Source organism: Nonomuraea gerenzanensis (genome assembly GCF_020215645.1).
Lineage (GTDB): Bacteria > Actinomycetota > Actinomycetes > Streptosporangiales > Streptosporangiaceae > Nonomuraea > Nonomuraea gerenzanensis.
The window spans coordinates 1,497,464-1,522,719 of the sequence record NZ_CP084058.1; the positions used below are offsets into that span (position 1 = coordinate 1,497,464).

The 25,256-nt window shown below is 72.9% G+C and carries 26 protein-coding genes and 2 pseudogenes; 13 read left to right on the top strand and 15 right to left on the bottom strand.

Translation table 11 applies throughout. From position 1 onward, the window contains the following. Positions 1–214: 214 nt before the first annotated feature. A complete protein-coding gene (locus LCN96_RS07490; RefSeq protein ID WP_225271845.1) occupies positions 215–1,363 on the top strand; it encodes a DUF418 domain-containing protein in 1,149 nt (382 codons plus the stop codon). A gap of 35 nt (positions 1,364–1,398) precedes the next feature. Here the strand turns inward: LCN96_RS07490 and LCN96_RS07495 are convergent, their stop codons facing one another. Further along, positions 1,399–2,322: an AraC family transcriptional regulator gene (locus LCN96_RS07495; protein ID WP_225271846.1), complete on the bottom strand. Its 924-nt coding sequence runs from the start codon at positions 2,320–2,322 to the stop codon at positions 1,399–1,401. 119 nt (positions 2,323–2,441) lie between these two features. Here LCN96_RS07495 and LCN96_RS07500 point away from each other — a divergent pair, with 119 nt between their 5' ends. The 3 genes from LCN96_RS07500 to LCN96_RS07510 all read left to right on the top strand — a co-directional run bounded on the left by LCN96_RS07500 (position 2,442) and on the right by LCN96_RS07510 (position 5,582). Beyond that, positions 2,442–2,993 (top strand): NADPH-dependent FMN reductase, encoded by a 552-nt coding sequence (locus tag LCN96_RS07500; protein WP_225271847.1) that lies wholly within the window; start codon positions 2,442–2,444, stop codon positions 2,991–2,993. A 72-nt stretch (positions 2,994–3,065) separates the two neighbouring features. Next, the gene (locus LCN96_RS07505) at positions 3,066–5,249 is read left to right on the top strand and encodes a hypothetical protein (protein WP_225271848.1); all 2,184 of its coding nucleotides are present in this window, start codon (positions 3,066–3,068) and stop codon (positions 5,247–5,249) included. A gap of 12 nt (positions 5,250–5,261) precedes the next feature. Continuing rightward, positions 5,262–5,582 (top strand): hypothetical protein, encoded by a 321-nt coding sequence (locus LCN96_RS07510; RefSeq protein WP_225271849.1) that lies wholly within the window; start codon positions 5,262–5,264, stop codon positions 5,580–5,582. A 78-nt stretch (positions 5,583–5,660) separates the two neighbouring features. On the opposite strand, the gene LCN96_RS07515 is transcribed toward LCN96_RS07510, so the two are convergent. The 4 genes and pseudogenes from LCN96_RS07515 to LCN96_RS57350 all read right to left on the bottom strand — a co-directional run bounded on the left by LCN96_RS07515 (position 5,661) and on the right by LCN96_RS57350 (position 8,460). Beyond that, positions 5,661–6,749, bottom strand: coding sequence for a serine hydrolase domain-containing protein (locus LCN96_RS07515; RefSeq protein WP_225271850.1), 1,089 nt, complete (start codon positions 6,747–6,749; stop codon positions 5,661–5,663). A gap of 8 nt (positions 6,750–6,757) precedes the next feature. Continuing rightward, positions 6,758–7,705 (bottom strand): annotated as a pseudogene (locus LCN96_RS07520) (alpha/beta fold hydrolase); the annotation flags it as partial. Positions 7,706–7,723: 18 nt separating this feature from the next. Continuing rightward, entirely contained in the window at positions 7,724–7,849 is a 126-nt protein-coding gene (locus tag LCN96_RS56460) for a hypothetical protein (protein ID WP_263657448.1), read from the bottom strand. Positions 7,850–7,863: 14 nt separating this feature from the next. Next, the gene (locus tag LCN96_RS57350; protein WP_397351858.1) at positions 7,864–8,460 is read right to left on the bottom strand and encodes an SAM-dependent methyltransferase; all 597 of its coding nucleotides are present in this window, start codon (positions 8,458–8,460) and stop codon (positions 7,864–7,866) included. Here LCN96_RS57350 and LCN96_RS07530 point away from each other — a divergent pair. Beyond that, on the top strand, positions 8,391–9,341 hold the full coding sequence (locus LCN96_RS07530; protein ID WP_225271853.1) for an alpha/beta fold hydrolase: 951 nt from the start codon (positions 8,391–8,393) through the stop codon (positions 9,339–9,341). The two genes, LCN96_RS57350 and LCN96_RS07530, sit on opposite strands and share 70 nt — an antisense overlap. 84 nt (positions 9,342–9,425) lie before the next feature. On the opposite strand, the gene LCN96_RS07535 is transcribed toward LCN96_RS07530, so the two are convergent. After that, entirely contained in the window at positions 9,426–9,932 is a 507-nt protein-coding gene (locus LCN96_RS07535) for a MarR family winged helix-turn-helix transcriptional regulator (protein ID WP_225271854.1), read from the bottom strand. Positions 9,933–10,038: 106 nt separating this feature from the next. Between LCN96_RS07535 and LCN96_RS07540 the strand changes: the two genes are divergently transcribed. Beyond that, entirely contained in the window at positions 10,039–10,479 is a 441-nt protein-coding gene (locus LCN96_RS07540) for a MarR family winged helix-turn-helix transcriptional regulator (RefSeq protein ID WP_225271855.1), read from the top strand. Between the two features lie 27 nt (positions 10,480–10,506). Beyond that, entirely contained in the window at positions 10,507–10,920 is a 414-nt protein-coding gene (locus tag LCN96_RS07545; protein WP_225271856.1) for a nuclear transport factor 2 family protein, read from the top strand. A 27-nt stretch (positions 10,921–10,947) separates the two neighbouring features. Here LCN96_RS07545 and LCN96_RS07550 read toward each other — a convergent pair whose 3' ends face one another. From LCN96_RS07550 to LCN96_RS56465, 4 genes are all read right to left on the bottom strand, one after another. Next, positions 10,948–12,027, bottom strand: coding sequence for an ABC transporter permease subunit (locus tag LCN96_RS07550; RefSeq protein ID WP_225271857.1), 1,080 nt, complete (start codon positions 12,025–12,027; stop codon positions 10,948–10,950). Next, a complete protein-coding gene (locus LCN96_RS07555; protein WP_225271858.1) occupies positions 12,024–12,914 on the bottom strand; it encodes an ABC transporter ATP-binding protein in 891 nt (296 codons plus the stop codon). Before LCN96_RS07555 ends, LCN96_RS07550 begins: the two co-directional genes overlap by 4 nt. Then, positions 12,911–13,303: a GntR family transcriptional regulator gene (locus LCN96_RS07560; protein ID WP_225271859.1), complete on the bottom strand. Its 393-nt coding sequence runs from the start codon at positions 13,301–13,303 to the stop codon at positions 12,911–12,913. Before LCN96_RS07560 ends, LCN96_RS07555 begins: the two co-directional genes overlap by 4 nt. 71 nt (positions 13,304–13,374) lie before the next feature. Then, the gene (locus LCN96_RS56465) at positions 13,375–15,750 is read right to left on the bottom strand and encodes a LuxR C-terminal-related transcriptional regulator (RefSeq protein ID WP_263657450.1); all 2,376 of its coding nucleotides are present in this window, start codon (positions 15,748–15,750) and stop codon (positions 13,375–13,377) included. 78 nt (positions 15,751–15,828) lie between these two features. Here LCN96_RS56465 and LCN96_RS07570 point away from each other — a divergent pair, with 78 nt between their 5' ends. After that, positions 15,829–16,806, top strand: a complete 978-nt coding sequence (locus tag LCN96_RS07570) for an NAD(P)-dependent alcohol dehydrogenase (protein ID WP_225271860.1) — start codon at positions 15,829–15,831, stop codon at positions 16,804–16,806. 4 nt (positions 16,807–16,810) lie between these two features. Here the strand turns inward: LCN96_RS07570 and LCN96_RS07575 are convergent. Continuing rightward, positions 16,811–16,939: pseudogene (locus LCN96_RS07575) on the bottom strand (SDR family oxidoreductase); the annotation flags it as partial. 23 nt (positions 16,940–16,962) lie between these two features. Here LCN96_RS07575 and LCN96_RS07580 point away from each other — a divergent pair. Continuing rightward, the gene (locus tag LCN96_RS07580; protein ID WP_225271861.1) at positions 16,963–17,223 is read left to right on the top strand and encodes an LmrA/YxaF family transcription factor; all 261 of its coding nucleotides are present in this window, start codon (positions 16,963–16,965) and stop codon (positions 17,221–17,223) included. On the opposite strand, the gene LCN96_RS07585 is transcribed toward LCN96_RS07580, so the two are convergent. Continuing rightward, on the bottom strand, positions 17,183–17,638 hold the full coding sequence (locus LCN96_RS07585) for a MarR family winged helix-turn-helix transcriptional regulator (protein ID WP_225271862.1): 456 nt from the start codon (positions 17,636–17,638) through the stop codon (positions 17,183–17,185). The two genes, LCN96_RS07580 and LCN96_RS07585, sit on opposite strands and share 41 nt — an antisense overlap. Positions 17,639–17,733: 95 nt before the next feature. Here LCN96_RS07585 and LCN96_RS07590 point away from each other — a divergent pair, with 95 nt between their 5' ends. Then, positions 17,734–18,279, top strand: a complete 546-nt coding sequence (locus tag LCN96_RS07590; protein ID WP_225271863.1) for a YceI family protein — start codon at positions 17,734–17,736, stop codon at positions 18,277–18,279. Between the two features lie 34 nt (positions 18,280–18,313). Here LCN96_RS07590 and LCN96_RS07595 read toward each other — a convergent pair whose 3' ends face one another. Continuing rightward, entirely contained in the window at positions 18,314–19,636 is a 1,323-nt protein-coding gene (locus tag LCN96_RS07595) for a DUF6351 family protein (RefSeq protein ID WP_225271864.1), read from the bottom strand. A 263-nt stretch (positions 19,637–19,899) separates the two neighbouring features. Between LCN96_RS07595 and LCN96_RS07600 the strand changes: the two genes are divergently transcribed. After that, entirely contained in the window at positions 19,900–20,325 is a 426-nt protein-coding gene (locus tag LCN96_RS07600; RefSeq protein WP_225271865.1) for a hypothetical protein, read from the top strand. A 293-nt stretch (positions 20,326–20,618) separates the two neighbouring features. Beyond that, on the top strand, positions 20,619–22,097 hold the full coding sequence (locus tag LCN96_RS07605; RefSeq protein ID WP_225271866.1) for a PQQ-dependent sugar dehydrogenase: 1,479 nt from the start codon (positions 20,619–20,621) through the stop codon (positions 22,095–22,097). 85 nt (positions 22,098–22,182) lie between these two features. On the opposite strand, the gene LCN96_RS07610 is transcribed toward LCN96_RS07605, so the two are convergent. Further along, positions 22,183–22,746 carry an ArsR/SmtB family transcription factor gene (locus tag LCN96_RS07610; RefSeq protein ID WP_225271867.1) on the bottom strand — a complete coding sequence of 188 codons (564 nt, stop codon included), beginning with the start codon at positions 22,744–22,746 and terminating at the stop codon, positions 22,183–22,185. 94 nt (positions 22,747–22,840) lie between these two features. On the opposite strand from LCN96_RS07610, the gene LCN96_RS07615 reads away from it, so the two are divergent. Continuing rightward, on the top strand, positions 22,841–24,235 hold the full coding sequence (locus tag LCN96_RS07615; RefSeq protein WP_225271868.1) for an alpha/beta hydrolase family protein: 1,395 nt from the start codon (positions 22,841–22,843) through the stop codon (positions 24,233–24,235). On the opposite strand, the gene LCN96_RS07620 is transcribed toward LCN96_RS07615, so the two are convergent. Further along, positions 24,232–25,191, bottom strand: a complete 960-nt coding sequence (locus LCN96_RS07620; RefSeq protein WP_225271869.1) for a helix-turn-helix domain-containing protein — start codon at positions 25,189–25,191, stop codon at positions 24,232–24,234. The genes LCN96_RS07615 and LCN96_RS07620 overlap by 4 nt on opposite strands. Positions 25,192–25,256 lie beyond the last annotated feature (65 nt).

The following is a 25,256-nucleotide window of genomic DNA, read 5'->3' on the forward strand; positions in this document are numbered from 1 at the left end:
GCGCCTGTCCGCCGCCCCACGGTCCAGGCTGGTGGGGCTGCGGTTGCGGAGGCTGTGGAGGGTATGCCATGCCCCCATTGTGGTGCAGCCCCCCACCTTTCGCCCCAATTACCCCACCAATGACGATGCGTCGCAGCCGCGCGATGCTTCGGTCGCTCCCCGCCGTACCAAGGTCGGATGCCCGCGCGGGCCTGCCGTCCGTAGCTTCAGGCGCATGACAGAAGTGCGCACGCCGCCCGCCACCCGGGTGCACGAGATCGACGTGGTGCGCGGGTTCGCGCTCGCCGGCATCCTGGTGGCCAACATCGGCTACTTCGCCGACCCGGGCTACGCCGCGAACGGCACCATGCCCATGCCCGACGGCCCGGTGGCCTCGGTCATCACCGCGCTCGTGCTGACCAAGTTCTACATCATCTTCTCGTTCCTGTTCGGCTACTCGTTCACGCTGCAGCTGCGCTCGGCGGAGCGGGCGGGCGCGAGCGCGCGGGCCAGGACGCTGCGCCGGTGCCTGGGGCTGTTCGTGATCGGGGTCGCGCACGGGCTGCTGCTGTGGATCGGCGACATCCTCACCCTGTACGCCGTGCTCGGCCTGATCCTGCTGGCCATGCGCGGCATCAGGCCGCGGACCGCCGTGGTGACCGGGTCGGTCATCCTGGGCTGCCTGACCCTGCTGTGGGCGGGGCTGTCGGCGCTGTCCGCCCTCGACCCGGCGGCAGGGCAGCTCCCGCCGGCCGACGCCGCGGCGGCGGCACGCACGATGGCGCTGGCCACCGGCAGCCCGCTGGACGTGCTGACCCTGCAACTGGAGCTGTACCCGCCGCTCGCGGCGATGGTGTGGCTCTTCCAGGGGCCGACGGCGCTGGCCATGTTCCTGTTCGGGCTGGCGGCGGGCAAGAGGAAGGTGCTGGAGGAGACAGGGCGGTGGTGGCACCTCGCGCCCAGGATCCAGTGGATCGGATTCGGCCTCGGCCTGCCAGGCGGGGTCCTGCTCGCGGTGACGGCCGGCCGGGCCGGCGCCTGGGAGCTGGCCGGCCTGGCGGTGAGCACGGTCACCTCGGTGCTGCTGGCCGCCGCGTACATGGTGACCCTGCTGCGCGTGACGCGCCGCTTCCCCGCCGCCGGGCGCGCGCTGGCTCCGGCGGGGCGGGTGGCGGCGTCGAACTACGTCGGGCAGTCGGTGCTGTGCTGCCTGGTCTTCACCGGGTACGGGCTGGCGCTGGCGGGCACGCTGTCGCCGCTCGCCGTGATGGGCGTGGCTCTGGTGATCTACACGGTCCTGCTGGGGCTGAGCGCCTGGTGGCTGCGTACGCATCGGTACGGGCCGGTCGAGTACGTCCTGCGCCGCATCACGATCGGACGCTGAGCAGCGGTCCGCAGGCGGCGGAGTCGGCCGGGACGTCAGGCCGCCGTGCCGCAGCGGCGGAACCGGCCGGGCGCCACGCCGTACTCCCGCTTGAAGGCGTTGCCGAAGGCGAACTCCGAGCTGTAGCCCACCCGCTCGGCCACCTCCGCCACCGACGCGTCCGACTCGCGCAGCATGCGGGCCGCGCTCGCCAGCCGCCACCAGGTCAGGTACGCCAGCGGCGCCTGCCCGACCAGCGCCGTGAAGCGGCGTGCGAAGCCGGCCCGCGACAGGCCCGCGTGGGCGCCCAGCGACTCGACCGTCCAGCGGCGGCCCGGCTCGCAGTGGATGGCGTTGAGCGCCCGGCCGATGGCGGGGTCGGCCAGCGCGGCAGCCCAGCCGGACATCGTGCACGGCTCGCCGTCGCTGTCGAACCAGGCCCGCAGGATGTACAGCTGCACCATGTCGAGCAGGGACGACACGATCGTGTCCGCGCCGGGGCGCGGGTCGCCGATCTCGCCGGCCAGCAGGTCGACGGCGGCCCGCAGCTCGGGGTGGCGGCCGAGCGTCGAGGGCAGGTGGATCACGGCGGGCAGCGAGCTCAGGATGGGATGCCTGCGGTCGGCGTAGGTGCGGTACCCGCACGACAGCAGCACCGTCTCGGCCCCGCTGCCCTCGAAGCCGGCCGAGCCGAACAGCTCGGCATGCGGCCCGCACTCCGACCGCACCAGCGGCCGCGCGGGATCGTCGGCCAGCCCGAACGCGTCGCCGTGCGGCACGAACACCACGTCGCCCACGCTCAGCCTGACCGGCTCGCCCTCCGGGGGCAGCAGCCAGCAGGAGCCGCACAGCACGACGTGGAAACCCGCGGACGCGGGCTCCGCGGGGAACGACACCCCCCACGGCGCACGCCAGGAGATGCGGGCGGAGGTCGGCCGCCCCGCCCGCATGAACGCCACCACGTCGCTCAGCACATCCATGTGACGAGTCTAACGGCTGAGACGATGGCGTATAAATCTGGGACAGCAGCGCATTCAGTATCTCAGCCTGTCCTTCTACGGTGAATCCGGTAACCGAATCCCTGAAGAGGAGCACCGTCATGCTGAAGGTGGGCATCATCCTGGGCAGCACCCGTCCCGGCCGGATCGGCGAGGTGGTGGCGCACTGGGTCCGCGACCTGGCGGTCAAGCGGGGCGACGCCGAGTACGAGATCGTCGACCTGAAGGACTACGACCTGGGCGTCCTGGACGAGCCCGAGCACCCCGCCACGGGCAACTACCAGCACGAGCACACCAAGCGCTGGTCGGCCAAGATCGCGTCCCTGGACGCGTTCGTGATCGTGACGCCCGAGTACAACAACTCCTACCCCGGCGGGCTCAAGAACGCCCTGGACTTCCTGTACGCAGAGTGGACCAACAAGGCGGCCGGGTTCGTCGGCTACGGGGTGGACGGCGCGCCCCGGGCGATCTCGCACCTGCGGCACGTCCTCGGCCTGCTCAGCGTGGCCACCGTGTCCAACCAGGTCGGCCTGTCGATCCACACCGACTTCGTCGACGGCTTCAACCCCGCCGACTTCCACGAGGACCGGCTCAACGCCGTCCTCGACCAGGTGAACGCGTGGGGCTCGGCGCTGCGCCCGCTGAGGGGGTGAAGCCAGTACGTATTTCTCCCTGTACGTCCCCCCTCTAGGAGAGCACCATCCTGGACGAGGGGGTGAGCAGCGGTGGCGGTCGCCTGGGGCAGCGTGCGCGGACGGGTCGTCTTCGACAGCTCCCTGCACGAGGTGCTCCTGGAACGCCAGTCGTCCGGGTTCTCCTGGACGGGCACGCGTTCGCTGCTGCTGACCGACCACCCCGCCGTGTACGTGCACGACACCGGCGGGCTCGGCAACCCCGCCGTCTTCGCGCTGGACCCGGCCGCCGACCCCGACGCCACGATCGAGCTGGTCGACGGCAGCACCCGACTGGTCGCCGACCTGCGGCTGCCGAACGGCAAGACCATCGAGCTCACGTCCGGCGAGCTGCCGCCACCCGCGCTGGCCACGCTGACCGGCCTGCGCGGCAGGCTCATGCCGGACGCCGAGGCCACGGACTTCGTCAGCCCGTGCGCGATCTCGATCGTCCCCTACTACGAGGACGGCACCGGGGACGACGCCCCGGCCGAGCTGGCCGCGTACGTGGTCGTCACGGGCGGTCGCCTGCAACTGCGCAGCCGCGGCCGGATCCCGCTGGAGTGGCCCGTGAACCGGGTCACCGCGAGCCCCGCCGGGCCGAGCGCGGTCGAGCTGCGGGGCGGCGCCCTGCTCGGCGGGCACTTCCTCACCGGCGCGACCCTGCATCTGGTGACCCCGCAGGTGAGGGCGGCCTTCCTCAGCGTCGTCGGATCCGCTGGGCCGGGGCCGCGCACGGTGGGCACCTCCGCGCCGGTGTCGCTGCGCGGCCTGGGCGGGGCGGGTGGCAGGGGCGGCCTGGGCGGCCTGGGCGGCACGGGTGGCACGGGCGGCACGGGGGCGGTGCGGGCCGACTGCGTGCTGAGCGAGCACGCGCTGGAGTTCCAGGCGCCCGACACGCAGCGGGTGCTCGCCCGGTTCGACCTCGGCGACGCACAGCTGCGCATCGCGGGGACGGCCGGGCGGTTCGTCGTGTTCAGCCCGGCGCACGGGCCGGTCACCGTGGAGTGCGCCTCCGAGGTGTTCGGGCGCCGCCTGCACCGCAACGCCGAGCTGCGCGCCGCCGCCGAGCGCACGCTGGGCTCGGGGGTGCTGCCCGCGGAGCTGGCCGACGGGCGGCCGGTCGCGTGCGCGTTCGCGCCCGACGGCATGCGGGTCAAGGGTGACGGGGTGAACGTGCGGATCCCGTACGAGCGGATCAGGACCGTCGAGGGCGACCCGGGGCCGCCCAGGGCGGAGCTGCGGCTCACCACCGACCGCACCGAGCTGCGCGTCGTCGCCCAGCCCGAGCTGGTCCAGGCCCTGCACACCGAGGTGCGGGCGTGGGGCAACGCGTGCGCCGGCGCGGCGCAGGTGCCCGGCATGCTGCGCGCCGCCGTCGGGCTGGAGGAGGACTACCTGCTCTACACCGTGTTCGGCCCGTTCTACGAGCTGCACGCGGCGCTGCTCGGCGACGTCGGCGCCGACGGCCTGGGGCGCCCCGTCGAGCTGCCGGAGCCCGGTGACGAACGCGCCAGGGTCGCCGCCGTGCTCCAGGTCGGGCTGCGGGAGCTGCAGACCCACCTCGACCAGGTCACCACCGTGCTGCCCGCCTTCCTGCGGCACCGCGACGCGCTGCTCCTGTCCCCGCTCACGGGCGGTGCCGAGCCGGGCTGGCTGAAGGCGCAGGAGCCGAAGCTGCGGGCCGCGCTCGCCCCCGCGCAGCGCGCGGCCGCCGAGACCGCGGCGCTGAGCGCGCAGCTCGCCCGCGTCATGGACCTCGACCCCGACGCGCTGCCGAAGGTCAGCTACGCGGGGGCGGCGTTGTCGCTGGGGGCGGCGGCGCTGCTGAACCCGGTGTTCGCGGTGTCGGGCATCTCGCAGGCGTACTCGTCGCACGCCCAGGGCGAGCAGCGCAAGGCGCACGTGACGGCCCAGGCGGAGCGGGGGTGGGCGGTGGTGCTGGATCGGTGGAACGCGCTGGTCGGGGCGTCGTTGCCGGTGCTCGCGTACGTGCTGACCGAGAACGTGTTCCCGTCGCGCTGGGAGAGCGCGCGGCGCATCGGCCAGGAGCTGGCCGCCGCGCCGCCACCCGCCCGGCCGCTCGCGCTGCGTGCGGTGGCGCGGCGGCTGGCCGTGCTGGACGTGATGCGGCGCTATCCGGGCGGGGCCGGGGTGCGGTTGCGGCGGGGGGAGATCGCCGATCACCTGCGGGCGGCGCGGGAGTCCGTACGGACGCCGCGGTTCCTGGACTTCTGAGGGAGGGGCGGCATGGGGTTGTTCACCAGCCAGTTCGAGGGGGTGCGGGGGGAGTCGCGGGCCTACGCGGGGGAGGTGGGGGAGAGCCGGTTCTGGCTTCCCGCCGCTGCCGCCGCCGGGGTGGTGGCCGGGGGTGCTGTCGTGATGGGCGGGGAGCCGGAGGAGTGGGGGGATGGGTGGGAGCAGGGGTGGGAGGTGGGGGTGCCTGCGGGGGAGCCGGTCGTGAGTGAGGAGGCGTGGTCGGATCGGGGGGAGTACACGGATGCTTCGGTGGGTGGGGACGGTGACTTCTTCTACTTCATCGACGGTGACAGCAGCGTGACCGTCGGCTGAGGTGGAGCGGTGCTGCTCGGGCGGTCGGTGCGCTGACTCATCGCGGTGGCGCGCCAGCGGGGCAGGCCAGGTGCGGTTTCAGGTGGTTTCCGCCACGATGGCGGCGATCGTCTGGGCGGTGGTGAAGTCGGCGGCGAGCCGGTTCTTGGCGACCGCGAACGCCACGCCCGTCGCGGTGTCGGCGCAGGCGTAGCTGCCGCCGCTGCCCGCCCAGCCGAACACGGTCGGGGTGTCGCCGGGATCGGTGCCCAGGCGGCCGACGGCGTACCCGTTCGACAGCACCGCGCGGTTGCCGAACACCCGGTCCACGTCGTCCACGATCGGGGTGCTCACCTCGCGTAACCGCTCCGCCGAGATCAGCCGCACCCCGTCCACGGGCCCGAGCAGTGCGGCGTACATGCGAGCCGCCGCCCGCGCCGTGAACTGGCCCGCCGCCGGGATCGCCGCGGACAGCACGTCCGCCCGGTTCGCGAACGCGGCAGTCGGCCGCACACCGCGCGGCGCCACCGCGAGAGTCGCGGACCCCTCCTCGGGCTGGTCCTCGAAACCGTCCTCCAGCCGGGCCAGCCGCCCCAGCTCGGCCTCCGGCACGCCGAGGAACAGCTCGCCCGCCGCCTTCAGCGGCCCGGCCACCTCCTCCGCGAACGCCCTGGCGACGGGCACGCCGGTGACCCGCCGCACGACCTCCCCGACGAGGTAGCCGAAGGTGTAGGAGTGGTAGCCCGTGCCGGTGCCCGGCTCCCACCACGGCCGGGCGCCGGCGATCAGCGCGCACATCCGCTGCCAGTCGCACAGGTCCGCGGGGGTGAGGTCCGGTGGCAGCCCCGGCACGCCCGCCGCGTGCGTCATGGCGTGCCGCAACGTGGCCTCGCCCTTGCCGTGCGCGCCGAACTCCGGCCAGACGTCGGCGATCCGCAGGTCGTAGTCGAGGGCGCCGCGTTCGGCGAGCACGTGCACGAGGGTCGCCGTCAGGCCCTTGCCCGCCGAGAAGGCGTGGAACGGCGTGCCGGACGTCACCGGCCGCCCCGTGCCGGGGTCGGCGAGGCCGGCCACCACGTCGGCGACCTGCTCGCCGTGCCGGTAGACGGCGATCTGCAACCCGCGCTCGGCCCCTGAGCGGACGAGCTCGTCCGCCGCCTCCTGGAGCCGCTGCCGCACCTCGTCCATGACCCGCCTCAGCCTCCGGTATCGGTGCGGTCGGCCTCAGCGTGGCCGGTCCCGGTGCGGTCGGCTTCGGCGTGGCCACCTCCAACGCGGTCACCCCAGGTGCGGTCACCCAAGGTGCGGTTACCCAAGGTGCGGTTGCCGCTGGTGTGGTCGGCCGGAGAGCGGTCGGCCCGAGAGCGGTCGCCCTCAGTGCGGCCGGAGCCGGTGCGGTCGGTCTCGGTGCGGTGGACAAGGCTCGCGATGCGGGCGGCCAGGTCGGACCACAGCTGCCTGGGCAGGTTGTGCCCCATGCCGTCGATGACCACCAGCTCGGCCCCGGCGATCGCCTCCGCCGTGGCCCTGCCCCCGCTGACATCGCACATGCGATCGTCGGCCCCGTGGATCACCAGGGCCGGCACCCGTACGGAATGCAGCCGCTCCGTCCGGTCACCGGAGGCGACGACCGCGACGGTCTGCCGCATCATCCCGAGCGGGTCGTAGGCCCGGTCGTAGGCGAGGGCGGCGCGCTCGCGCAGCTCGCTCTCGTCGGTCGGGAACCCGGGCGAGCCGAGAAGCCGGAACGCCTTGACCGAGTGCTCGATCACGTCCGCGCGCCCGGTCGGCGGCGGCCCCGCCAGCTGGGACAGCACCTCGTGGTCGGGCCCGCCGACGCCGGGGGCGCCCGTCGTGCTCATGATGGACGTCAGCGAACGGATCCGGGCCGGATGCTCGATGGCCACCGTCTGGGCGATCATCCCGCCCAGCGAGGCGCCGACCAGGTGCGCGCTGTCCAGGCCCAGCGCGTCGAGCAGCCCGACGGTGTCGGCCGCCAGGTCGGACAGGGTGTAGGCGGCCGAGGACAGGTCACCGGCCAGCGCCGCCGACAGGTCGGGCACCGGCGCGTCGTGGAAGTGGGTCGACAGGCCGGCGTCGCGGTTGTCGAACCGGATCGGCGCGCAGCCACGGGCCACGAGCTCGGCGCAGAAGTCGTCGGGCTAGTGGATGAGCTGCCCGCCGGCGCCCATCACCAGCAGCACGGGTGGTGCCTGCGGGTCGCCGAGCCGCTCGTACGTCATCTCGATCTTCGAAGGACCGACATCGAGCGCTTTTTCTTCGCTCATTTCGGCGCCACCTCCTAGTCCCGGTCATCGTATTTCGGCCGGGACGGCCGAGTGAAATGCATTGATTCGGTCCAAAAGGAAAAGCGCGACAAATTGCTCAGGGCTTGCGGGCGACGCCGGGCCGGCACGTTGTGCCGGGTCACATCCAGGCGGATCGCCTCGCCCGGCTCGCTGCGCCAATCGGTCAGCGGCACCAGGCCAGGCGCGACGAGCTCCAGGTCGCCGAAGTAGGACACGATCCCGCGCGTGCGCCACCGCCCCGGGCACAGGGTCCGGTTGAAGCTGCGCAGCGCCTCGGCTGCGATCGCGGACGCCTCCGGGTGCTCGCCGCCGGGGTTGTGGAAGTGCACGATGGCCAGCCGGCTGGCGGGCGCGACGACCGCGCGGAACCGGTCCATCACGCCGGCGGGTCCTCGTCGTCGTTGACGTGGTGCAGCACGGAGACGGGCAGCAGCCCGAGCGGGCGGCCACGGGGGATGCTGGGTTTGGTGGGTCCACTCCGGGGGCGTCCATTCCTCCATGGGACGGGATCGAGCGTCGGATGTCGGAGGTGTTGAAAGAGTTGCTTTATGAGAGGTTTGTCGGAGTTTCTGGGGAGCCGGTGGTGACATTGTTCGCCGCGCTCACGGCTGAGACGCCTGTCCGGAATCCGTTGCTGGTGATTCATGGTGGGCCTGACTGGGATCACTCCTATCTCCGTGACCCGCTCGTGCGGCTCGCCGACCGCCGTGACCTGATATTTCCGGACTTGCGGGGGTGTGGGCGCTCCACTCGTGGGTTGCCCGACGACCAGTACACGCCGGCCGCCGCGACCGGTGATCTCGTCGCGCTGCTGGACGTGCTGGGGGTGGGGAGGGTGGACGTGCTCGGGTTCTCCTATGGAGGGCTGATCGCGCAGCGGCTGGTGCTGGCGGTGCCTGATCGGGTGCGGCGGCTGGTGATCGCCTCCAGCAGCGTGCTGCCCGTGCCCGCCGACGCGTTCGCGGGCTGGGCGGAGCGCGACCGGCGCATCGCCGCCGAGGCGGCTGTGTGGGCGAACGCGGCGCCGACCCCGAAGGAGTTGGCCGGGGCGGAGTTGGCCGGGGCGGAGGTGGGCGGATCGGAGGTGGGCGGGCCGGAGGTGGGCGGGCCGGAGGTGACGCGGGCGGCGGCGTTCGCCGGGGCCGAGGCCGCCGTGTGGCGGGCGGAGTCCCTCGCCGGCTACCGCGAACGCCTCTCCCGCGTCCGCTTCTCGGCCGAGTGGCTGCGCCCGTGGCGTGCCGGGAGACTGCCCTCGGCCCGCCCCGACGACGCCGCCGCCCGCCTGGCCGCGCTCGGCGTGCCGACCCTGCTGCTGCACGGCAGGCAGGACATGACGTTCCCCGCCGCCCTCGCCGAGCAGGCGGCGGAGCTGATCCCGGGCGCCCGCGCCGTGCTCCTGGACGACGCCGGCCACATGGCCCACGTGGACCGGCCCGGCGCCTGGCTCCAGGCCGTGTCCGACTTCCTGTGACTGACGCCCGCGAGGCGGCACTCAGAAGGACCGGCAGGATGGGTTTCGGTGTCTCGCACGACCGAAGACGTGTGGTTCCGCCTCCTACCGTGAGGCCGGGGCGTGCGGCGCCCGCTGGGTGTGGTGCTCCAGCAAGCGGGTGAGCAGGTGCACGAACTGGTCGCGTTCGTCCGGGGTCAGCGGGGCGAGCAGCTCGTCGTGAAGGTCGTCCAGGACCTTGTCCAGGCGGCGCAGCCGCCGGCGGCCCTGAGCGGTGATCGTGATGACGTTGCGGCGGCGGTCGTCGGGATCCGGCTCGCGCCCGACGAGGCCGCGCTCGGCCAGCTCGTTGAGGACGCCGACCATGTCGCTGCGGTAGATGCCGGTGCGCCGGCTCAGCGCCGCCTGGCTGCCGGGACCGTGCTCGTACAACGAGGCCAGCACGGCATAGTGCCACTTGCGGGCGTCGACCTGGGCCAGCCCCTCGTTCACCAGCCGGTCCGACTGTGCGGCCAGGCCTGACAGCAGGCGGCTGGCCCGCCGGCGCAGTCTCTCCGGTGTGTTCGTCTCGCCGTCATGCGGCATGTCCGCCGCTTCGGCTCTGCTGCTCATGACGCCGATCCTATCGGGTTGCGTTAGTCGGACGAACGATGTAGCTTCGTTTGCGACGAAAACGTTAGTGCGACGAACGTTAGACCCTGAAACGGATTGGAAGGTCATGACGACTACAGGCCAGATCTTCGGCACCGCGCTCGTCGGCCAGACCGAGAAGGCGCTCAACGCGATCCTGGACCGGCAGCTCGCCGGCACCGGCATCACCGAGCCCCAATGGGTGACCCTCACCCTGACCGTGGTCGGCGGCGGGAGCATCGACCGGGCCGAGCTCATCCACCGGGTCAGCGGCGCCACCCAGTTCAGCCAGGCGTCGGTGGCCGAACGCATCGCCGAACTGAGCGCCGCGGGTTTCCTGCGCGACGGCGGGGACGGCAGCGTCCAGGTCACCGACGAAGGGCGCGAGCGCTGGACGCGGGTCCGCGCCGCGATCGGCCCGATCACCCAGGAGCTGTGGGGCGACCTGCCGGCCGAGGACCTGGCCACCGCGGGCCGTGTCCTGAGCACCGTCCTGGCCAGGGCCAACGCGGTGCTGGCCACCTCCTGAACCCCTCGAACACGAAAAGAGGAAGTCATGTCCACGGACACTTCGATCACCGACCGCATCGAGATCGCCGACCTGTTCGCCCGCTTCGCGCGCCTGCTCGACGAGAAGCGATGGGAGGATGCGGGCACCGTCTTCGCCGACGACGTGGTGGTGCACTCGCCGCGCGGGGGCGAGCTGCGCGGCCTCGACAAGGTCGTCGGCTTCATGCGACAGGGCGCGGTCGAGGGGCAGCAAGCCCAGCACCTGACCACTGACCTGCTGGTGGACCTCGACGGCGACCAGGCGGAAGCCTCGGCGTACTCGCTCGTGTTCTACTACCGCGACGGCCAGGCACCCCACTTCACCGGCGGCCTGCGTATGGCGGGCACCCTGACGCGGACGCCCGCGGGCTGGAGGTTCCGTGAGCAGCGGATCATGCCTGCCTGGACCCGCGAGCACTGATCCCCGTGAGGCCGGCGACACACTCCTTCAGAACTGCCGCCGCCGGATCAGCCACAGGCACCACCCCATGAGCCCCAGGGTGAGAACGACGTAGATGCCGGTCTCGAACCACTGCAGCGCCCAGAACCGGCTGGAGGGATGGAAGGTGACGTCCTGCCGGTAGCCGAGCCGGTTGATCTCGTCGAGACACGTGTCACGGCGCTGCTCGGGCCGCTCGTCGGGCTGGGCCTGAAGGTGGCACGGGCTCGCCGCCGCGCCCATCGGGGCGACCGCGTGGTCCGAAGGCGCCAGGCCGGACAGGACGCCGGTGCTCGCCGAGGCCGACGGGCCGATGAGGCGGCTGGACAACGTCCAGGCAGCCGGGTCGCCGGGCACCCGGTCGTTCAGGACGACCGTGAGCGTGCCGTCGTGCTTCCTGAGGAGCTGGTCCACGTTCTCGGAGGTCAGCTCGTACGTGGCGCGGGCCGGGGGAAGCAGGTGCGGGCGGACCAGGAGCGGCACGGCGACCTGGACGGCGGTGAAGAGCACCAGGGTGACGGCCATGGCGGGCTGGGGACGGCGGACGAACATCCCCACGGCCACCCCGAGGGCGAACGCGAAGGCCGCGTACGCGAGGGGAGCGACCCCCCGCCCCGTGAAGACCAGCGGCCCCATCAGCGGGAGGTCCGTGGCGGCCCGGTCCAGCTCGGTGGCCCACCACGTCACCATGAGGCTCATCAGCCCGCCGGCCACCGCGGCGGCCCCGCCGATGAGCGCGAGCTTGACGGCCAGCCAGCGCGCCCGGCTGGTGCTCTGGCTCCACACCAGCAGGTGCGTGCCCGCCTCCAGCTCCCGCGTGACCAGCGGCGCGCCCCAGAAGAGCCCGACGAGGGCGGGCAGGACCAGGGCGGCGGCGGTGACGCCGAGGAACGGGACCCGGTGCTCGTCGAAGAACCGCTCCAGGAAGTGCGCGCACGTCCCGCTCCGCCCACCGCACGCGGCGAGGGCCTCCCCGTACTGGACGCTCAGGGGGACGTGGCTCACGGCCAGGACGGCGGCGAGCACGCCGAGCGTGAGCGCCGTCATCACGGCGGCGGCGCGGAACTGCCGCCAGGCCAGCCAGATCACCGCACCACCGCCAGCGCGGGCCGGCGGCGGGGAGCGGCGACGGCCTGTTCCAGGTAGGCCAGGATGAGGTCCTCCATGGTCAGTCGGCTGACCGTCCAGACGGGGTCGAGGATCGGCCCATCGGTCCTGACGATGAGCGTGCTCTGCCGGTCGGTGTGCCGGGCGGAGACGACGTGCTGGTCGGCGGGCAGGCGGCCGGGGTCGCGGCGCGGGCCGGTGAGCCGGTGGTGGGTGGCCAGCAGCTCGTCCACCTCGCCCGCCACGCGGATGCGCGAGTCGACGAGCACGATCAGGTAGTCGCAGGTGCGTTCGAGGTCGGAGATGAGGTGCGAGGAGAGCACCACGCTCAGCTCGTGCTCGGCGGTGGCCTCCATCAGGCCCCGCAGGAACTCGCGGCGGGCCAGCGGGTCGAGCGCGGCGACCGGCTCGTCCAGGATCAGCAGCTCGGGGCGCTTGGCCAGGCCCAGCGTGAGGGCGAGCTGGGCGCGCTCGCCGCCCGACAGCCTGCCCGCCCGGCGGCCGGGGTCCAGGCCGTGCCGCTCGATCCGCTCCCGCGCCAGCGCGGCGTCCCAGCCGGGGTTGAGCCGGGCGCCCAGCCGCAGGTGCTCGGCCACGGTCAGGCCGGCGTAGGTGGGGGTGTCCTGGGCGACGAAGCCGACCCTGGCGAGCTGCTCCTGCCCGCCGGCCGGGCCGCCGAGCACGGAGATGCGGCCCGAGGTCGGGGCGAGGTGGCCGGACGCCAGCTTCAGCAGCGTGGTCTTCCCCGCCCCGTTGGGCCCGACCAGGCCGACGACGTGCCCGGCGGGGATGTCGACCGTGCAGTCACGCAACGCCCAGCGCCGGCCGTACCTCTTGCCCAGCTCCTGGGCGTGCAGGACAGCGGTCACGCGATGTCCTCCTGCGCGGTGGTGCGGAAGGTGGTCATGAACAGGGCCTCGATGCTCTCCTCGTCGAGCCCGGCCCCGCGCGCCTTGGCCAGCCAGCGCCGCAGCTCCAGGCGCAGCGGGCCGTGCGCGGCGAGCGTGGCGTCCGTCAGCGTCGCCGTCACGAACGTGCCCACGCCGGGGCGGGCGGCGACGAGCTTCTCGTGCTCCAGCTCCCGGTACGCCTTCAGCACGGTGTTGGGGTTGATCGCGAGCTGGGCCACCACTTCCTTGACCGTCGGCAACCGGTCGCCCTCGCGCAGCAGGCCCAGCCGCATCGCGTGCCGCACCTGCCGGACGAGCTGCAGGTACGGTGACACGCCCGAGCCGCTGTCCAGGTGGAACTCGATCACCGGTTACTCCATTGAGCTAGTCTTCTAGTCTTTGTAGATAACGCAGCATACGGCGGAGGTAAAGAGGGCCGTCACGGGTGCGTGGTGGCCATCCAGGCGGCGATCTGGGCGCGCGAGTCGACGCCCAGCTTGTTCATGATCACGCGGACGTGGCTGTCCACCGTGTGCTCGGAGATGAACAGCCGCTCGCCGATCTGCTTGTTGCTCAGCCCCTCGGCGACCAGCCGCGCGACCTCCGCCTGCCGCCTGCCCAGCGCAACCTCCCCCACGTGCCGCCTGTCCGGCGGGCTCTCCTCAGGATGCGCCGCCGTGGGCTCGCCGAGTGCCAGGGTGATCGCGTCGTCCCTGCTCAGCCGCCTTCCGGCCGCGTACGCCCGCTCGAACGCCGCCGCCCCCAGCTCCGCCCTGGCCCTCCCCTCGGCCCTGGCCAGCAGCGGCGCGAGGAAGGGCAGCACGCTCGCCCCTGCCTCCACCCGCACGGTCTCGGCCGCCCCCATCAACGACGCCGCCCGCCGCATCCGCTCGTCGCCCGCGCCGTCGGAGGCGGTCCGTTCCCGGCCCGCCGCGACGCAGCCCAGCGCGTCCAGCAGGACGTACTGGCCCACCCGGTCGTCGATCCGGTACGCCACGCGTAGCGCCTCCGCCAGCAGCGGCCCCGCCTCCTCGAACGCCCCCGCGATCAGCCGGGCGCAGCCCAGGTTCAGCAACATCATGTCGAGGCTGTAGAGGTCGCCCGTCTCCCTGCCGAGCCGCACCCCCTCCGCCGCCGCCTCCCCGGCCGTGCCGGCATCGCCCTCGAAGAGCCCGTTCAGCGCACGCGACTGCAGGTACATGAGGACGGCCGTGTCGTCGTCCGTCTCCTCCAGGGCGACCCTGGCCCGCTCGCCCAGCGCGCGGGCCGTCGCGTGATCCGCCGACATGCTCGCCGCCATCGACGCCAGCGCCAGCGACTGCGCCGCCACGGACCGCAGCCCGGCCTCCCGGGACCTGTCCACCGCCTCGTCCAGCGCGGGGCCCGCACTCGCCGCGTCCGACTGCAGCACGGCGAGGAAGCCGCGCATGAAGGCGGCCCTGGCCCGCTCGGCCGGGCCGCCGCCGGGGCGGGCCAGCAGCTCGTCGGCCCAGCGGACGCCCTCGTTGAGCGCGCGGGTCATCCAGTAGTAGCCGACGGCGTAGATCAGGTTCATGCCGCGGGCGGTGTCGCCGGCGGCCAGGCAGGCGCGCAGGACGGCGCGCACGTTGTCGATCTCCAGGTCCATCCAGTCGAGCCACTCGGCCAGGTGGTGCCGCATCCGCGGGGCGGCCTGGAGGCAGCGCTCGGTGTAGTGGTCGGTGAACCGCCGTTCGAGCGCCTCCTCCTCGCCGGCGGCGCGCAGCTTGAGCGCGGCGTACTCGCGCATCGTCTCGTGCAGCCGGTAACACGCCAGGTCACCGGCGTCCTCCTTGATCACCAGCGACTTGTCCACCAGCGACGCGAGCCGGGCCAGCACGTGCGCCCCGTCCGGCGGGACAAGCGCGCGCCACGGGGGCTCGCGCGACGCGCAGACCCCCTCGACGTCCTCCAGCGTGAACCGCCCCGCGAACACGCACAGCCGCCGCAGCAGCGCCTGCTCCACCGGATCCAGCAGATCGTGGCTCCAGTCGATCGTGGTACGCAGCGTCTGATGCCGGGGCGGGACGACCGTCCCCCCGGTGAGCAGCCCGAACCGATCGTCGAGCCGGTCGAGGATCTGCTCGGCCGACAACACGCGCGTCCGCACGGCCGCCAGCTCGATCGCCAGCGGCAGGCCGTCGAGCCGCCGGCACAGCCCGGCCACCGCCTCCTGGTTCGCCGCTGTCAGCTCGAACGTGCCGGACGACGCCGCCGCCCGTTCCGTGAACAACCGCACGGCCTCGTTCCGCCGCAGCTCCATCAGCGGCGCCCGGGCGTCCGCGGCGGTCACCCGGCCAGGTGGTGCGGGCAGGTCGAGCGGCGGTACGGGGATCACGTGCTCGCCCGGCACCGACAGCGGCTCCCGGCTGGTCGCGATCACCCGCAGCCCCGGCGCCGCCCGCATCACCTCCGCCACCAGCCGCGCGACCGCCGCCAGCAGGTGCTCGCAGTTGTCCACCACCAGCAGCAGCCTCTTGTCCCGCAGGTACGGCCCGAGCGCCTCCACCGCCGCCTGTGGCCGCAGGTCGAGGGCGGCCATGACGGCGTCGCCCACCAGGCCGGCATCCCGTACGTCGGCCAGCTCCACCACCCAGGCGCCTCCGGAGAAGGCGCGCCCCAGCTCACCGGCCGCCCGCAGCGCCAGCCGCGTCTTGCCGACCCCGCCGGGCCCCACGAGGCTGACCAGGCGGGCCTCGGCGAGCCTGCTCCTGACGGCGGCGAGCTCGCGACGGCGGCCGACGAAGCTGGTCGCCTCGGCGGGCAGGTTGCCCGGGCGTCGCGGAGGTCTGGCCATCGTGGCTCGGACACTACCTCTCGAATCACGAATTCACGTGATTTCCCGGGCCCGCCGCCCGATCGCACCCTGGAACGCGTGAAAGCCATCCGCTACCACGCCTACGGCCCGCCCGAGGTGCTCCGGCTCGAAGCCGCGGACCTGCCCGCCGTCGGCCCCGGCGACGTGCTGATCCGCGTCCGCGCCGCCTCCGTCAACCCCCTGGACTGGCACAACCTGCGCGGCAAGCCGTATTTCGCCCGCCTGACGAGCGGCCTGACCCGTCCCAGGCTCACCGCGCTCGGCGCCGACCTGGCGGGCGTCGTCGAGTCGGTGGGCCCCGGTGTCACCGCCTTCGCCCCGGGCGACGAGGTGTACGGCGGCTGCGGCCTGGATTTGGTGCCCGGCACGACCGGCCTGGCCGAGTACGCCTGCCTGAAGCAGGACGGGCTGGTGCTGAAGATGCCGGCCGGGCTGACGTTCGAGCAGGCCGCGGCCGTTCCGGTGGCGGCGCTCACCGCGTTGCAGGGACTGCGGGACAAGGGACGGCTGCGGCGCGGGCAGCGGGTGCTGGTCAACGGGGCGGCGGGCGGGGTGGGGACGTTCGCGGTGCAGCTCGCCAAGGCGCTGGGGGCCGCCGAGGTGACCGGGGTGTGCGGCACCGGCAACGTGGAGCTGGTCCGCTCGATCGGCGCCGACCACGTCATCGACTACACCGAGGAGGACTACACGCGGGCCGGCCGCCGCTACGACGTCGTGCTCGACCTGGTCGCCAACCACGGCGTGCTCGCGAACCGGCGCGTGCTGACCCGCACCGGGGTCTTCGTGGAGGCCGCGCCGTACAAGGGGCAGTGGATCGGGCCGCTGCTCGGCGTCTTCAAGATCATGGCGATGCCCCGCATGACGTTCTTCCTGAGCCGCAACAGCCGGGAGGACCTCGCCGTCATCGGGAAGCTCATCGAGTCGGGCGAGGTCACCCCCGTCATCGACCGGACCTACTCGCTGGACGACGCCGCCGAGGCCATCCGCTACCTCGAACGGGGACATGCGAGGGGCAAGGTCGTGGTCACGCCTTAGGAGGTCAGACCCGTACGGACAGGCCGCCGTCCACGGGGAGGTTCACGCCCGTGATGTAGCCGGCGGCGGGGGAGGCCAGGAAGGCGACGGCGTGGGCGACGTCCTCGTCGGCGCCGACCCGGCCGCGCGGCCGGCTCGACGGCCAGGGCGCGGACCATGGAGATCAGGGCGGAACGCCACCTCGCCGACGGCCTGGCGAGCATGCGGGCGCGCGGCCTGCTGGTCCGGGAGGCGGATCCGGAGCAGTCGGCCATGGTGGTGTTCGCGGCGGTCCAGGGCGGGCTGCTGCTGGCCAGGACCCGGCAGGACGTCGAGCCGCTGCGCGTGGCGCTCGACGCCGCCTACCGGCAGCTGCGCTCGTTCGGCGGCCAGCGGCTCACTCGGCCCTGGTCAGGTGGTCGAGGAGCGCCTGGCTGAGCTCGCCGAGCTGCCTGAACTGCTCGGGGGTCAGCGCGTCGATCAGGTGCGCGCGCACGCTCTCCACGTGGCAGGGGGCCGCCGCCTCCAGCGCGGCCAGGCCCTCGTCGGTGAGCACGGCCAGCCAGCCGCGGCGGTCGCCCTCGTAGTGCTCCCTGCGCACCCAGCCGCTCTGTTCGAGCTTGTTGACCGCGTGGGAGATGCGGCTGGGCTTGGAACGCGTCCAGTGCGCCAGCTCGCTCATGCGCATGGTGCGCCGGGGCGCCTCGGAGAGCAGGACCAGGAGCTCGTAGTAGGTCGGCGGCATGCCGGCCGAGCGCATCAGGTCGCGGTCGAGCCGGTCGTTCACCAGGCGGGTGGCCTGCGCGAAGGCCCGCCAGGCGCGTTGCTCGTCGTCGTTCAGCCACCTCGTCATGCCAGGCATCCTACTCAATAGTTGCGCGCTGAAATAAATCGGCCTACTGTCGTGCTGAACATTCCAGTGCTGAACTAAATGTGCGAGGAGCAGACATGTATCCCAGTGAGCTCGGCGGCGCCTACACCATCGACCCGGCGCACAGCCGCTTCGGCTTCGTGGCCAGGCACGCCATGGTGACGAAGGTCCGTGGCAGCTTTCCCGTCGTGGAGGCCACCGCGACGCTGGACGCCGCCGACCCGGCCGCCTCCACCGTCCGCGTGGTCCTGGACGCCGCCGGCGTCGACACCGGCAACGACCAGCGTGACGAGCACCTGCGCAGCGGCGACTTCCTCGACGTCGCCGCGCACCCGCACCTCACGTTCACCAGCACCGCGATCAAGCACACCGGCGGCGACGGCTTCGAGGTGACCGGCGACCTGACGATCAGGGGCGTGACCCGGGAGATCACCATCCCGCTGGAGTACACCGGGTCCGCCACGGACGTCATGGGGCTCAAGCGGGTGGGTTTCGAGGGCGGCACCGTGATCAACCGCAAGGACTTCGGGGTCAGCTTCAACGCCGTCCTGGAGACCGGCGGGGTGATGGTGTCGGAGAAGATCACGCTGGAGTTCGACCTGTCCGCCGTCAAGGCCGAGTGAGGCGGGGAGGTGCGCGGGCCACCTCCCCGTCGGTTCAGGGGCAGGGCGCGTACAGCGGCCGGGTGCCGGTCGCGTAGGCCGACGGGTCGGTGAAGCGGCACCCGTAGGATGGCGCGGCCACCACGGCCCGGTTGCTCACGTCGTCGCCCTGGGGCCGCTTGCCGGTGCGTTCCCAGCGGACGAGGTCGTCCCAGGCCGCACCCGCCTCGGCGGCGCTGAACTCGCAGTGCCCCACCGCGCGGATCGCCCGCTGCACCAGCAGCCAGGACTTGCCGTGGCGGGCCAGGTCGGCCCGGTAGTGCTGCTCCATCGAGAACGGCACGAAGTTGTCGCCCAGGTTGTGCAGGGACAGCACGGGCACGCCGATCCTGCCGGAGACGGCGGGCACCTCGGTCAGCCGCGCCGTGCGGCGCGCCACCGGATCGGCGGGATCGACCCGCTGCACGCTCGCGTTGACGTTCACCGGCGTCGCGGGCCGGTAGAGGGTGTCGCGGTTGGTCGCCACCCTGCCGGGCTCCTGCGCCAGCGTGCCGCCCCCGTCCGCGCCCGCCAGCCCGAACAGCGCGTCCTGCCAGTACGCGAACGCCTCCGCCGCCCCCGGCCGCTCACCGCCGCTGAGCTCGGTGACGACGTCGCGGAACTGCCTGCCCAGCTCGTTGCCCGGCTCGGCCCCGCCCGTCAGCCCGAGCCGCTCCTTGATCTTCGGGACGACCGAGGTCGCGTAGTCCGCCGGGATCGGGTACGCGGGCAGGTCCGCCAGGTCCTGCGCGACGAGCTGGAAGTCGAGGAAGAAGTCGAACAGCTCGTGGTCGCCGAGCACTCCGCACATGGGCAGCGCGGCGTCGTACACGCCGGGGTACTGCTCGATCGAGCGGACCGTGACGTGACCGCCCATGGAGACGCCGGCCAGGAACGTCCGGTGCGGCCGGCCGGCCTCCCGCGTGAAGCGGGTGACGAGGGCGCGGGTGCTGAGCACGCCCGCCCGCACGTCGTAGCCGTTGGCGTAGTAGGAGGAGGCGGCCCAGGCGTAGCCCTGCTCCAGCAGCCGCTGCCGCAGGCCGTAGGCGGGCGGGTCCACGGTGAGCACGGTCGTGTCGCCGCGGTAGCCGTGCGCCCACATCACCAGCTCGCCGTTCCAGCGCGGCGGCACCTCGATGGCGAACGCCGCGTGCTCGTGGACGCCCTGCAGCACCCGGCTCGGCCTGCCGTGCACGGTGGCGGGGGCGAGGGGCGGGTTGTCGATGGTGTAGCCCGGTAAGGGCTGGTCGTCGGGGACGTCGGGGGTCGCTCCCGCGGCGGGCGGGGCCGCTGCCGCGCACAGCACGGCGGCGAGAACGACCGAGAGGAGGGTACGCATCGGCCGTCACCTTTCTGGTCGGGGGGATCATCGCCCATCCCATGAGACCTCAACAGCGCACGCGGCTCCAGGGCCCCATCGCTTGAGCACCCTGCGTGGTGTGAACCCGGTTATCGCATGAGATCTGTGGGCTTTGACGGGTTGTTTGGGTTTAAGGAGGTAACTGAGAGTATTCGCATGGGTACGTCTGCTTCCGTCTAGGCGATTCGCCCGGCAGGGCGACGCCGGACTCTGGCCGATCGATCCATGAACGGAAAAAGCACGTGAACACACAAATTCGGCAATCACCGGCCCCGCGCCAAGGGCGGCTCGCGGCACTCGTTCTGACCGGCGCGGTCGCCGGTGTCATGTTCCTCCCGCTGGGCATGGGGGTGGCCAGCGCGAGCGCCGGCTTCCCCGCGGTCCAGGCGGGCGGCCCGCCCTCCGAGCCCGTGCGGCACGTCACCAAGTACGTCCCGAGGGAGAAGCCGGTCCTGCACAACCCGCGGTACCACATGCCGCGGATCGACATCATCGTCCACAACAACAACCGCTCCCGCAACGAGCGGCACCACGAGCACCGCCGCCACGAGCCGGTCAAGCACGAGCCGGTCAAGGAAGAGCCGGTGAAGGAAGAGCCGATCAAGGAAGAGCCGATCAAGGACGACCACAACAACAACGACAAGTGGTGGTGGCCGAACCTGGACTGATCCCGGTCCAGGCTCGTTCACCCGTCCTTGGTGTGTGACGCAGGGGCCGCCTCCTGTCGGGGAAGGAGGAGGCGGCCCCTCACCATGCGCGTGGCCGGGCCGGGGCGATGTACGTTTCATCGGCCCCGCCGGGCCGCCCCCGCGTCGTCCCCGGTCAGAGGGCGGGAACGGCCCGGCGATGGCCGCCGGGAGGGTGGCGTGGTTCCGGTGATCACGGGGAGCGGATACCGTCCGATCTCGACGAAGCCTCGCCGCTGGAGCCGTGAATGCCAGGAAAACGCTGGGCAGTTCCCGTGCTGCTCGCCTTGTCCCTGCCGCTGCTAGCCCCGTTGAGCGCCCCACCGGCCGTCGCGGCCGCCGTGCCGCCGCTGGAGGAGATCAACGCCACCGCCACCCAGGTCGCCTTCGGCTTACGCCGCCCCACCGCCATCGCCGCCCCGGACGACGGCACGAAGCGGCTGTTCATCACCGAGAAGCGCGGCACCGTACGCGTCTACCACCCCGACACCGGCCTCGCGCAGGCCCCGATCGTCGACATCACCGCCTCGGTGGACGAGTCCGGCAACGAGCGCGGGCTGCTCGGCATCGCCCTGGCCCCCGACTTCGCCCAGAGCCAGGACCTCTACCTGGCCTACACAGCGCTGCCCGACGGCGCCGTGACCCTGGGCCGCTACCGGCTGGACGAGGCCCGCCTGGAGCCCCTGCTCGCCCAGGAGCACGCCGAGCACAGCAACCACAACGGCGGCCAGATCACCTTCGGCACCGACGGCAACCTCTACATGAGCATCGGCGACGGCGGCGCCGCCGGGGACCCCTTCGACACCGGGCAGCGCCTGGACACCCTGCTGGGCAAGATCCTGCGCGTCGACGTGCGCAGGAGCTGCGGCGAGCTGGCCTACTGCATCCCCGCCGACAACCCGTTCGTCGGCGTGGCGGGGGCGCGGGGCGAGATCTGGATGTACGGCGGGCGCAACCCGTGGCGCTTCTCCGTCGATCACGCCACCGGCTCGATGTGGGTCGCCGACGTCGGTCAGGGCCGCTGGGAGGAGATCAACCACGTCAAGGCCGGGCAGCAGGCAGGGGCGAACCTCGGCTGGTCCTGCTACGAAGGGCTGGAGGTCTTCGACCAGGCCCAGTGCCGCGCCGACGCCACGTACACCAAGCCCGTCTTCACCTACTCCCCGCACACCGGCGGCTGCGCGGTCATCGGCGGGCAGGTCTACCGCGGCAAGCAGTTCGCCGACCTGGTCGGCGGCACCTACATCGCCGCCGACTACTGCTACATGACCGTGTGGGCGCTGCGCGAGAACGCCGCCGGCGGCTACGCCGCGGCCGAGATCGGCGAGATGCCCACGCAGGTCACCGCCTTCGGCGCGACGCCGGAGGGCGAGCTGTACGTCGTCAACGACCTGCCCGGCGGCCTGCACCGCCTCTCCTTCGCGCACGCGCGGCCGACCTGCCGGATCGCGTACACGACGCGGACCTGGGGCGTCGGCATGACGGTCGACCTCACCATCACCAACACCGGCACCGCGCCGATCAACGGCTGGACGCTGCGCTTCCCGCTCGGCAGGGGGCAGAGCGTCGTCTCCGACTGGAACACCGACCTGACCCAGAGCGGCGACATGGTGACCGCGGTCAACGCCGGTCACAACGGCTCCATCGCGCCCGGGCAGAGCGTCACCATGGGCTACCTCGCCAGTCACACGGGCGACGCGTCCGCGCCGACCAGGTTCACGCTCAACAGGGACACCTGCGCGGTGACGCGCTGAGCGGGATGTGATGATCGCCCGGGCGCTCTGAGCGGGAGGTGATGATCGCCCGGGCGCGGGACACCGCCGCCGCGCCCGGGCGGTCTCAGCTCTCGTCCGCGGGCAGGGTGAAGAGGCGGACGTAGACGGGGCGGGCGTCCGGCGGCGCCTCGTCGGCCGGCCGGCTGTAGCGCAGCAGCAGGGCGATGTACTCCTCGTAGAACGCGTCCAGATCCTGCCTGGTCATGCGGGCCAGCCCGCGCGAGCCCTTCGCCCAGGCCGGGTCGGCCCGGTAGGCGGCGGGGAAGCGCTCGAACAGGACGCGGTCCTCCTCGTAGCCGATCCGGTGGAACTCCTCCAGCACCGCCCGGTCCTCGGGCGCGACCTGGTCGGGGGTGGGCAGGCGGATGTCCCGGGGGGTCTTGGCGCGGCGCCACCAGCGCTCGCGGCCGGTCGAACGCTCGGGGATCTCCTCGATGAAGCCGTACTTCTCCAGCTGGCGCAGGTGATAGCTGGTGGTGCCGGTCTTGGCGCCGAGCAGCTCGCCGAGGGTGGTGGAGGTGGCGGGGCCGTGCACGTTGAGATGGGTCAGCATGCGGCGGCGCATCGGGTGGGCCAGGGCCTTGAGCCGTTCGGTGTCGTCGAGCGTGTACGGCTCGTCATCCTTCATGAGGAGCAGGCTAGTCCTCCAGAACGATATCTGCAGACACACCTTTGCCGAGATCTCTCTGCAGACTAACCTCTGCGATATGTGGAGAATTCTGATGGCGGTTCTCGCCGTGTTACTCGCCTCGGCGGTTCCCGCTCAGGCGGCCGTCCTGGCGCCGCCGGGGTTGCCGGGTGACCTGACGTCCACCGAGGTGAGCTTCCTCGGAGACGGGGACCTGCGGCTGAACGGCAGCGTGATCACCGCGACCGGCGCCCCGGCGGGGCGGCCGGGCATCGTGCTGGTGCACGGCGCGGGCACCGGCACGCCCCGGGAGAAGCTGCTGGCCGAGGCCGAGGCGTTCGCCCGGCAGGGCATGTCCGTGCTCGTCTACGACAAGCGCTCGGTGGGGTACTCGCTGTTCGAGCGGTCGTACGCGCAGCTCGCCCGAGACGCGCTGGGCGCCGTCGAGACGTTGCGGCGGCAGCCCGGCGTCGATCCGGCCAAGGTCGGCATCTGGGGGCTCAGCGAGGGCGGGTGGGTGGCGCCGATCGCCGCCACGCGGTCCACCGGGATCGCCTTCGTCGTGCTCGTCGGCGCCAACGCGCTGCAACCGCTGCGGCAGCAGGCCTGGGCGGTGGCGGCGGGGCTGCGCAAGGCGGGCGTGGGCGGGTCGCTGGTGGACCGGGCGGAGCCCAACCTGTACCGGGTGATCGCCGACGGCGGCCTGTTCCCCGAGCCTTACCACGACCCCGAGCCGGTCATCGAGCGGCTGCGGCAGCCCGTCCTCGGCATCTGGGGGGTGCACGACCTGCTCACCCCACCCAGGGAGACGCCGCCGATCCTCGCCGGGGCGCTGGAGAAGGGCGGGAACCGCAGCTACACGTTCCGGTTCTTCGCGGACGCCGACCACGCCGCCCACCTGACGCCCGACGGCGGCGTCACCCGGCAGCCGGAGCTGGCGCCCGGCTACGCGGAGCTGGTCGGCACGTGGGTGCGCGAGGTCACCGCCGGGCGCGCGCCCGTGGCGCAGGTGTCCGGGCCGGCGCCGCAGCAGGCGAGCGACAGCTTCGGGGTGCCGCCCACCGCCTGGTGGGAGTCCGCCGCCGTGCAGGTCCTGGCGCTGGTGCTGCTCCTGGTGGCGTTCGGCGGCTATCCCGTGGTGGCCCTGGTCCGGCGGCTCAGGCGGCGGCCGGTCGCGCCGGTGACCAGGGCGGCCAGGCTGGCCTGCGCAGGCGGGCTGCTGGCGCCGGTGGGCGGGTTCGCGTACCTGTTCTACGTAGTCATGACGGGCGGGAAGCTGGCCGCGCCCGGGCCCATGGCGGGGGACAGGCCGCTGCTGTGGCTCGTGCTCCAGGCGGTCGCGGTCGTGACCGTCGTCGCCACCGCCGTCACGGGGGCGCGGTGGCGGCGGGCGGCGTCGCGGGGCGAGCGGGTGCGGCTCGGGCTGCTGGTCGCGGGCGGCGTCGTGTTCGTGCCCTGGGCGCTGTACTGGGGGTTGCTGGTTCCCTAGTGCGCCCGTGGCGGGCGGGTGCGCGAGCGGAAGGTGCGGCGGTAGGTGTCCGGGGGCACGCCGACCGTGCGGTTGAAGTTGCGGCGCAGCGTCGTGGCGGTGCCCATGCCGGTGGCCGCCGCGATCGTGTCCACGCTGTCGTCGGTGGTCTCCAGCAACTGCTGGGCGTGGCGGATCCGCTGGACCAGCAGCCACTGCAGCGGGGTGGTGCCGGTCACCGACCTGAAGTGGCGGCCCAGGTTGCGGGCGCTCATCCGCGCCTGACGGGCCAGATCCTCCACGGTCAGCGGATGGTCCAGCCGCTCCATCACCCAGGGGAACAGCTCGGCCAGCGGATGGTTGTCGGGGGCGGGCACCGGGGTGGTGACGAACTGGGACTGGCCGCCGTCCCGGTGCGGCGGCACGACGAGGCGGCGGGCGACCGCGTTGGTGACCGAGGAGCCGTGGTCGAGGCGGACCAGGTGCAGGCACAGGTCCATGGCGGCGGCCTTGCCGGCCGAGGTCAGCACGCGGCCGTTGTCCACGTACAGGACGTCCGGGTCCACCTCCACCCGAGGGTGGCGGGCGGACAGCTCGCGCGTGTGCGCCCAGTGCGTGGTGGCGCGCCTGCCGTCCAGCAGCCCCGCGGCGGCCAGCACGAACGCGCCCGTGCACAGGGACGCCACCCGCGCGCCCGCCTCGTACGCCGCGCGCACCGCGTCCACCAGCTCGGCCGGCGGGTCCACATCCACGTCGGCCCAGCCGGGCACGATCACGGTGTCGGCGCGCGCGAGGTGGTCGAGGCCGTGGTCGGGCTCCAGCCTGAACCGCCCGGCCGTCACGGCGCCCGGCCCGCAGACCACGAAGTCGTACCAGGGGTCGGCCAGGTGGGTCAGGTCGGAGCCGAAGACCTCATAGGCCAGGGACAGCTCGAAGTGCAACATCCCGTCGGTGACGGCCAGGGCCACTGTGTGCATGTCCGGAATTGTATGGGTAATGGCGTTCCGGACGCTCGTGCGAGCCGGGTGACCCTTGCCAGGAT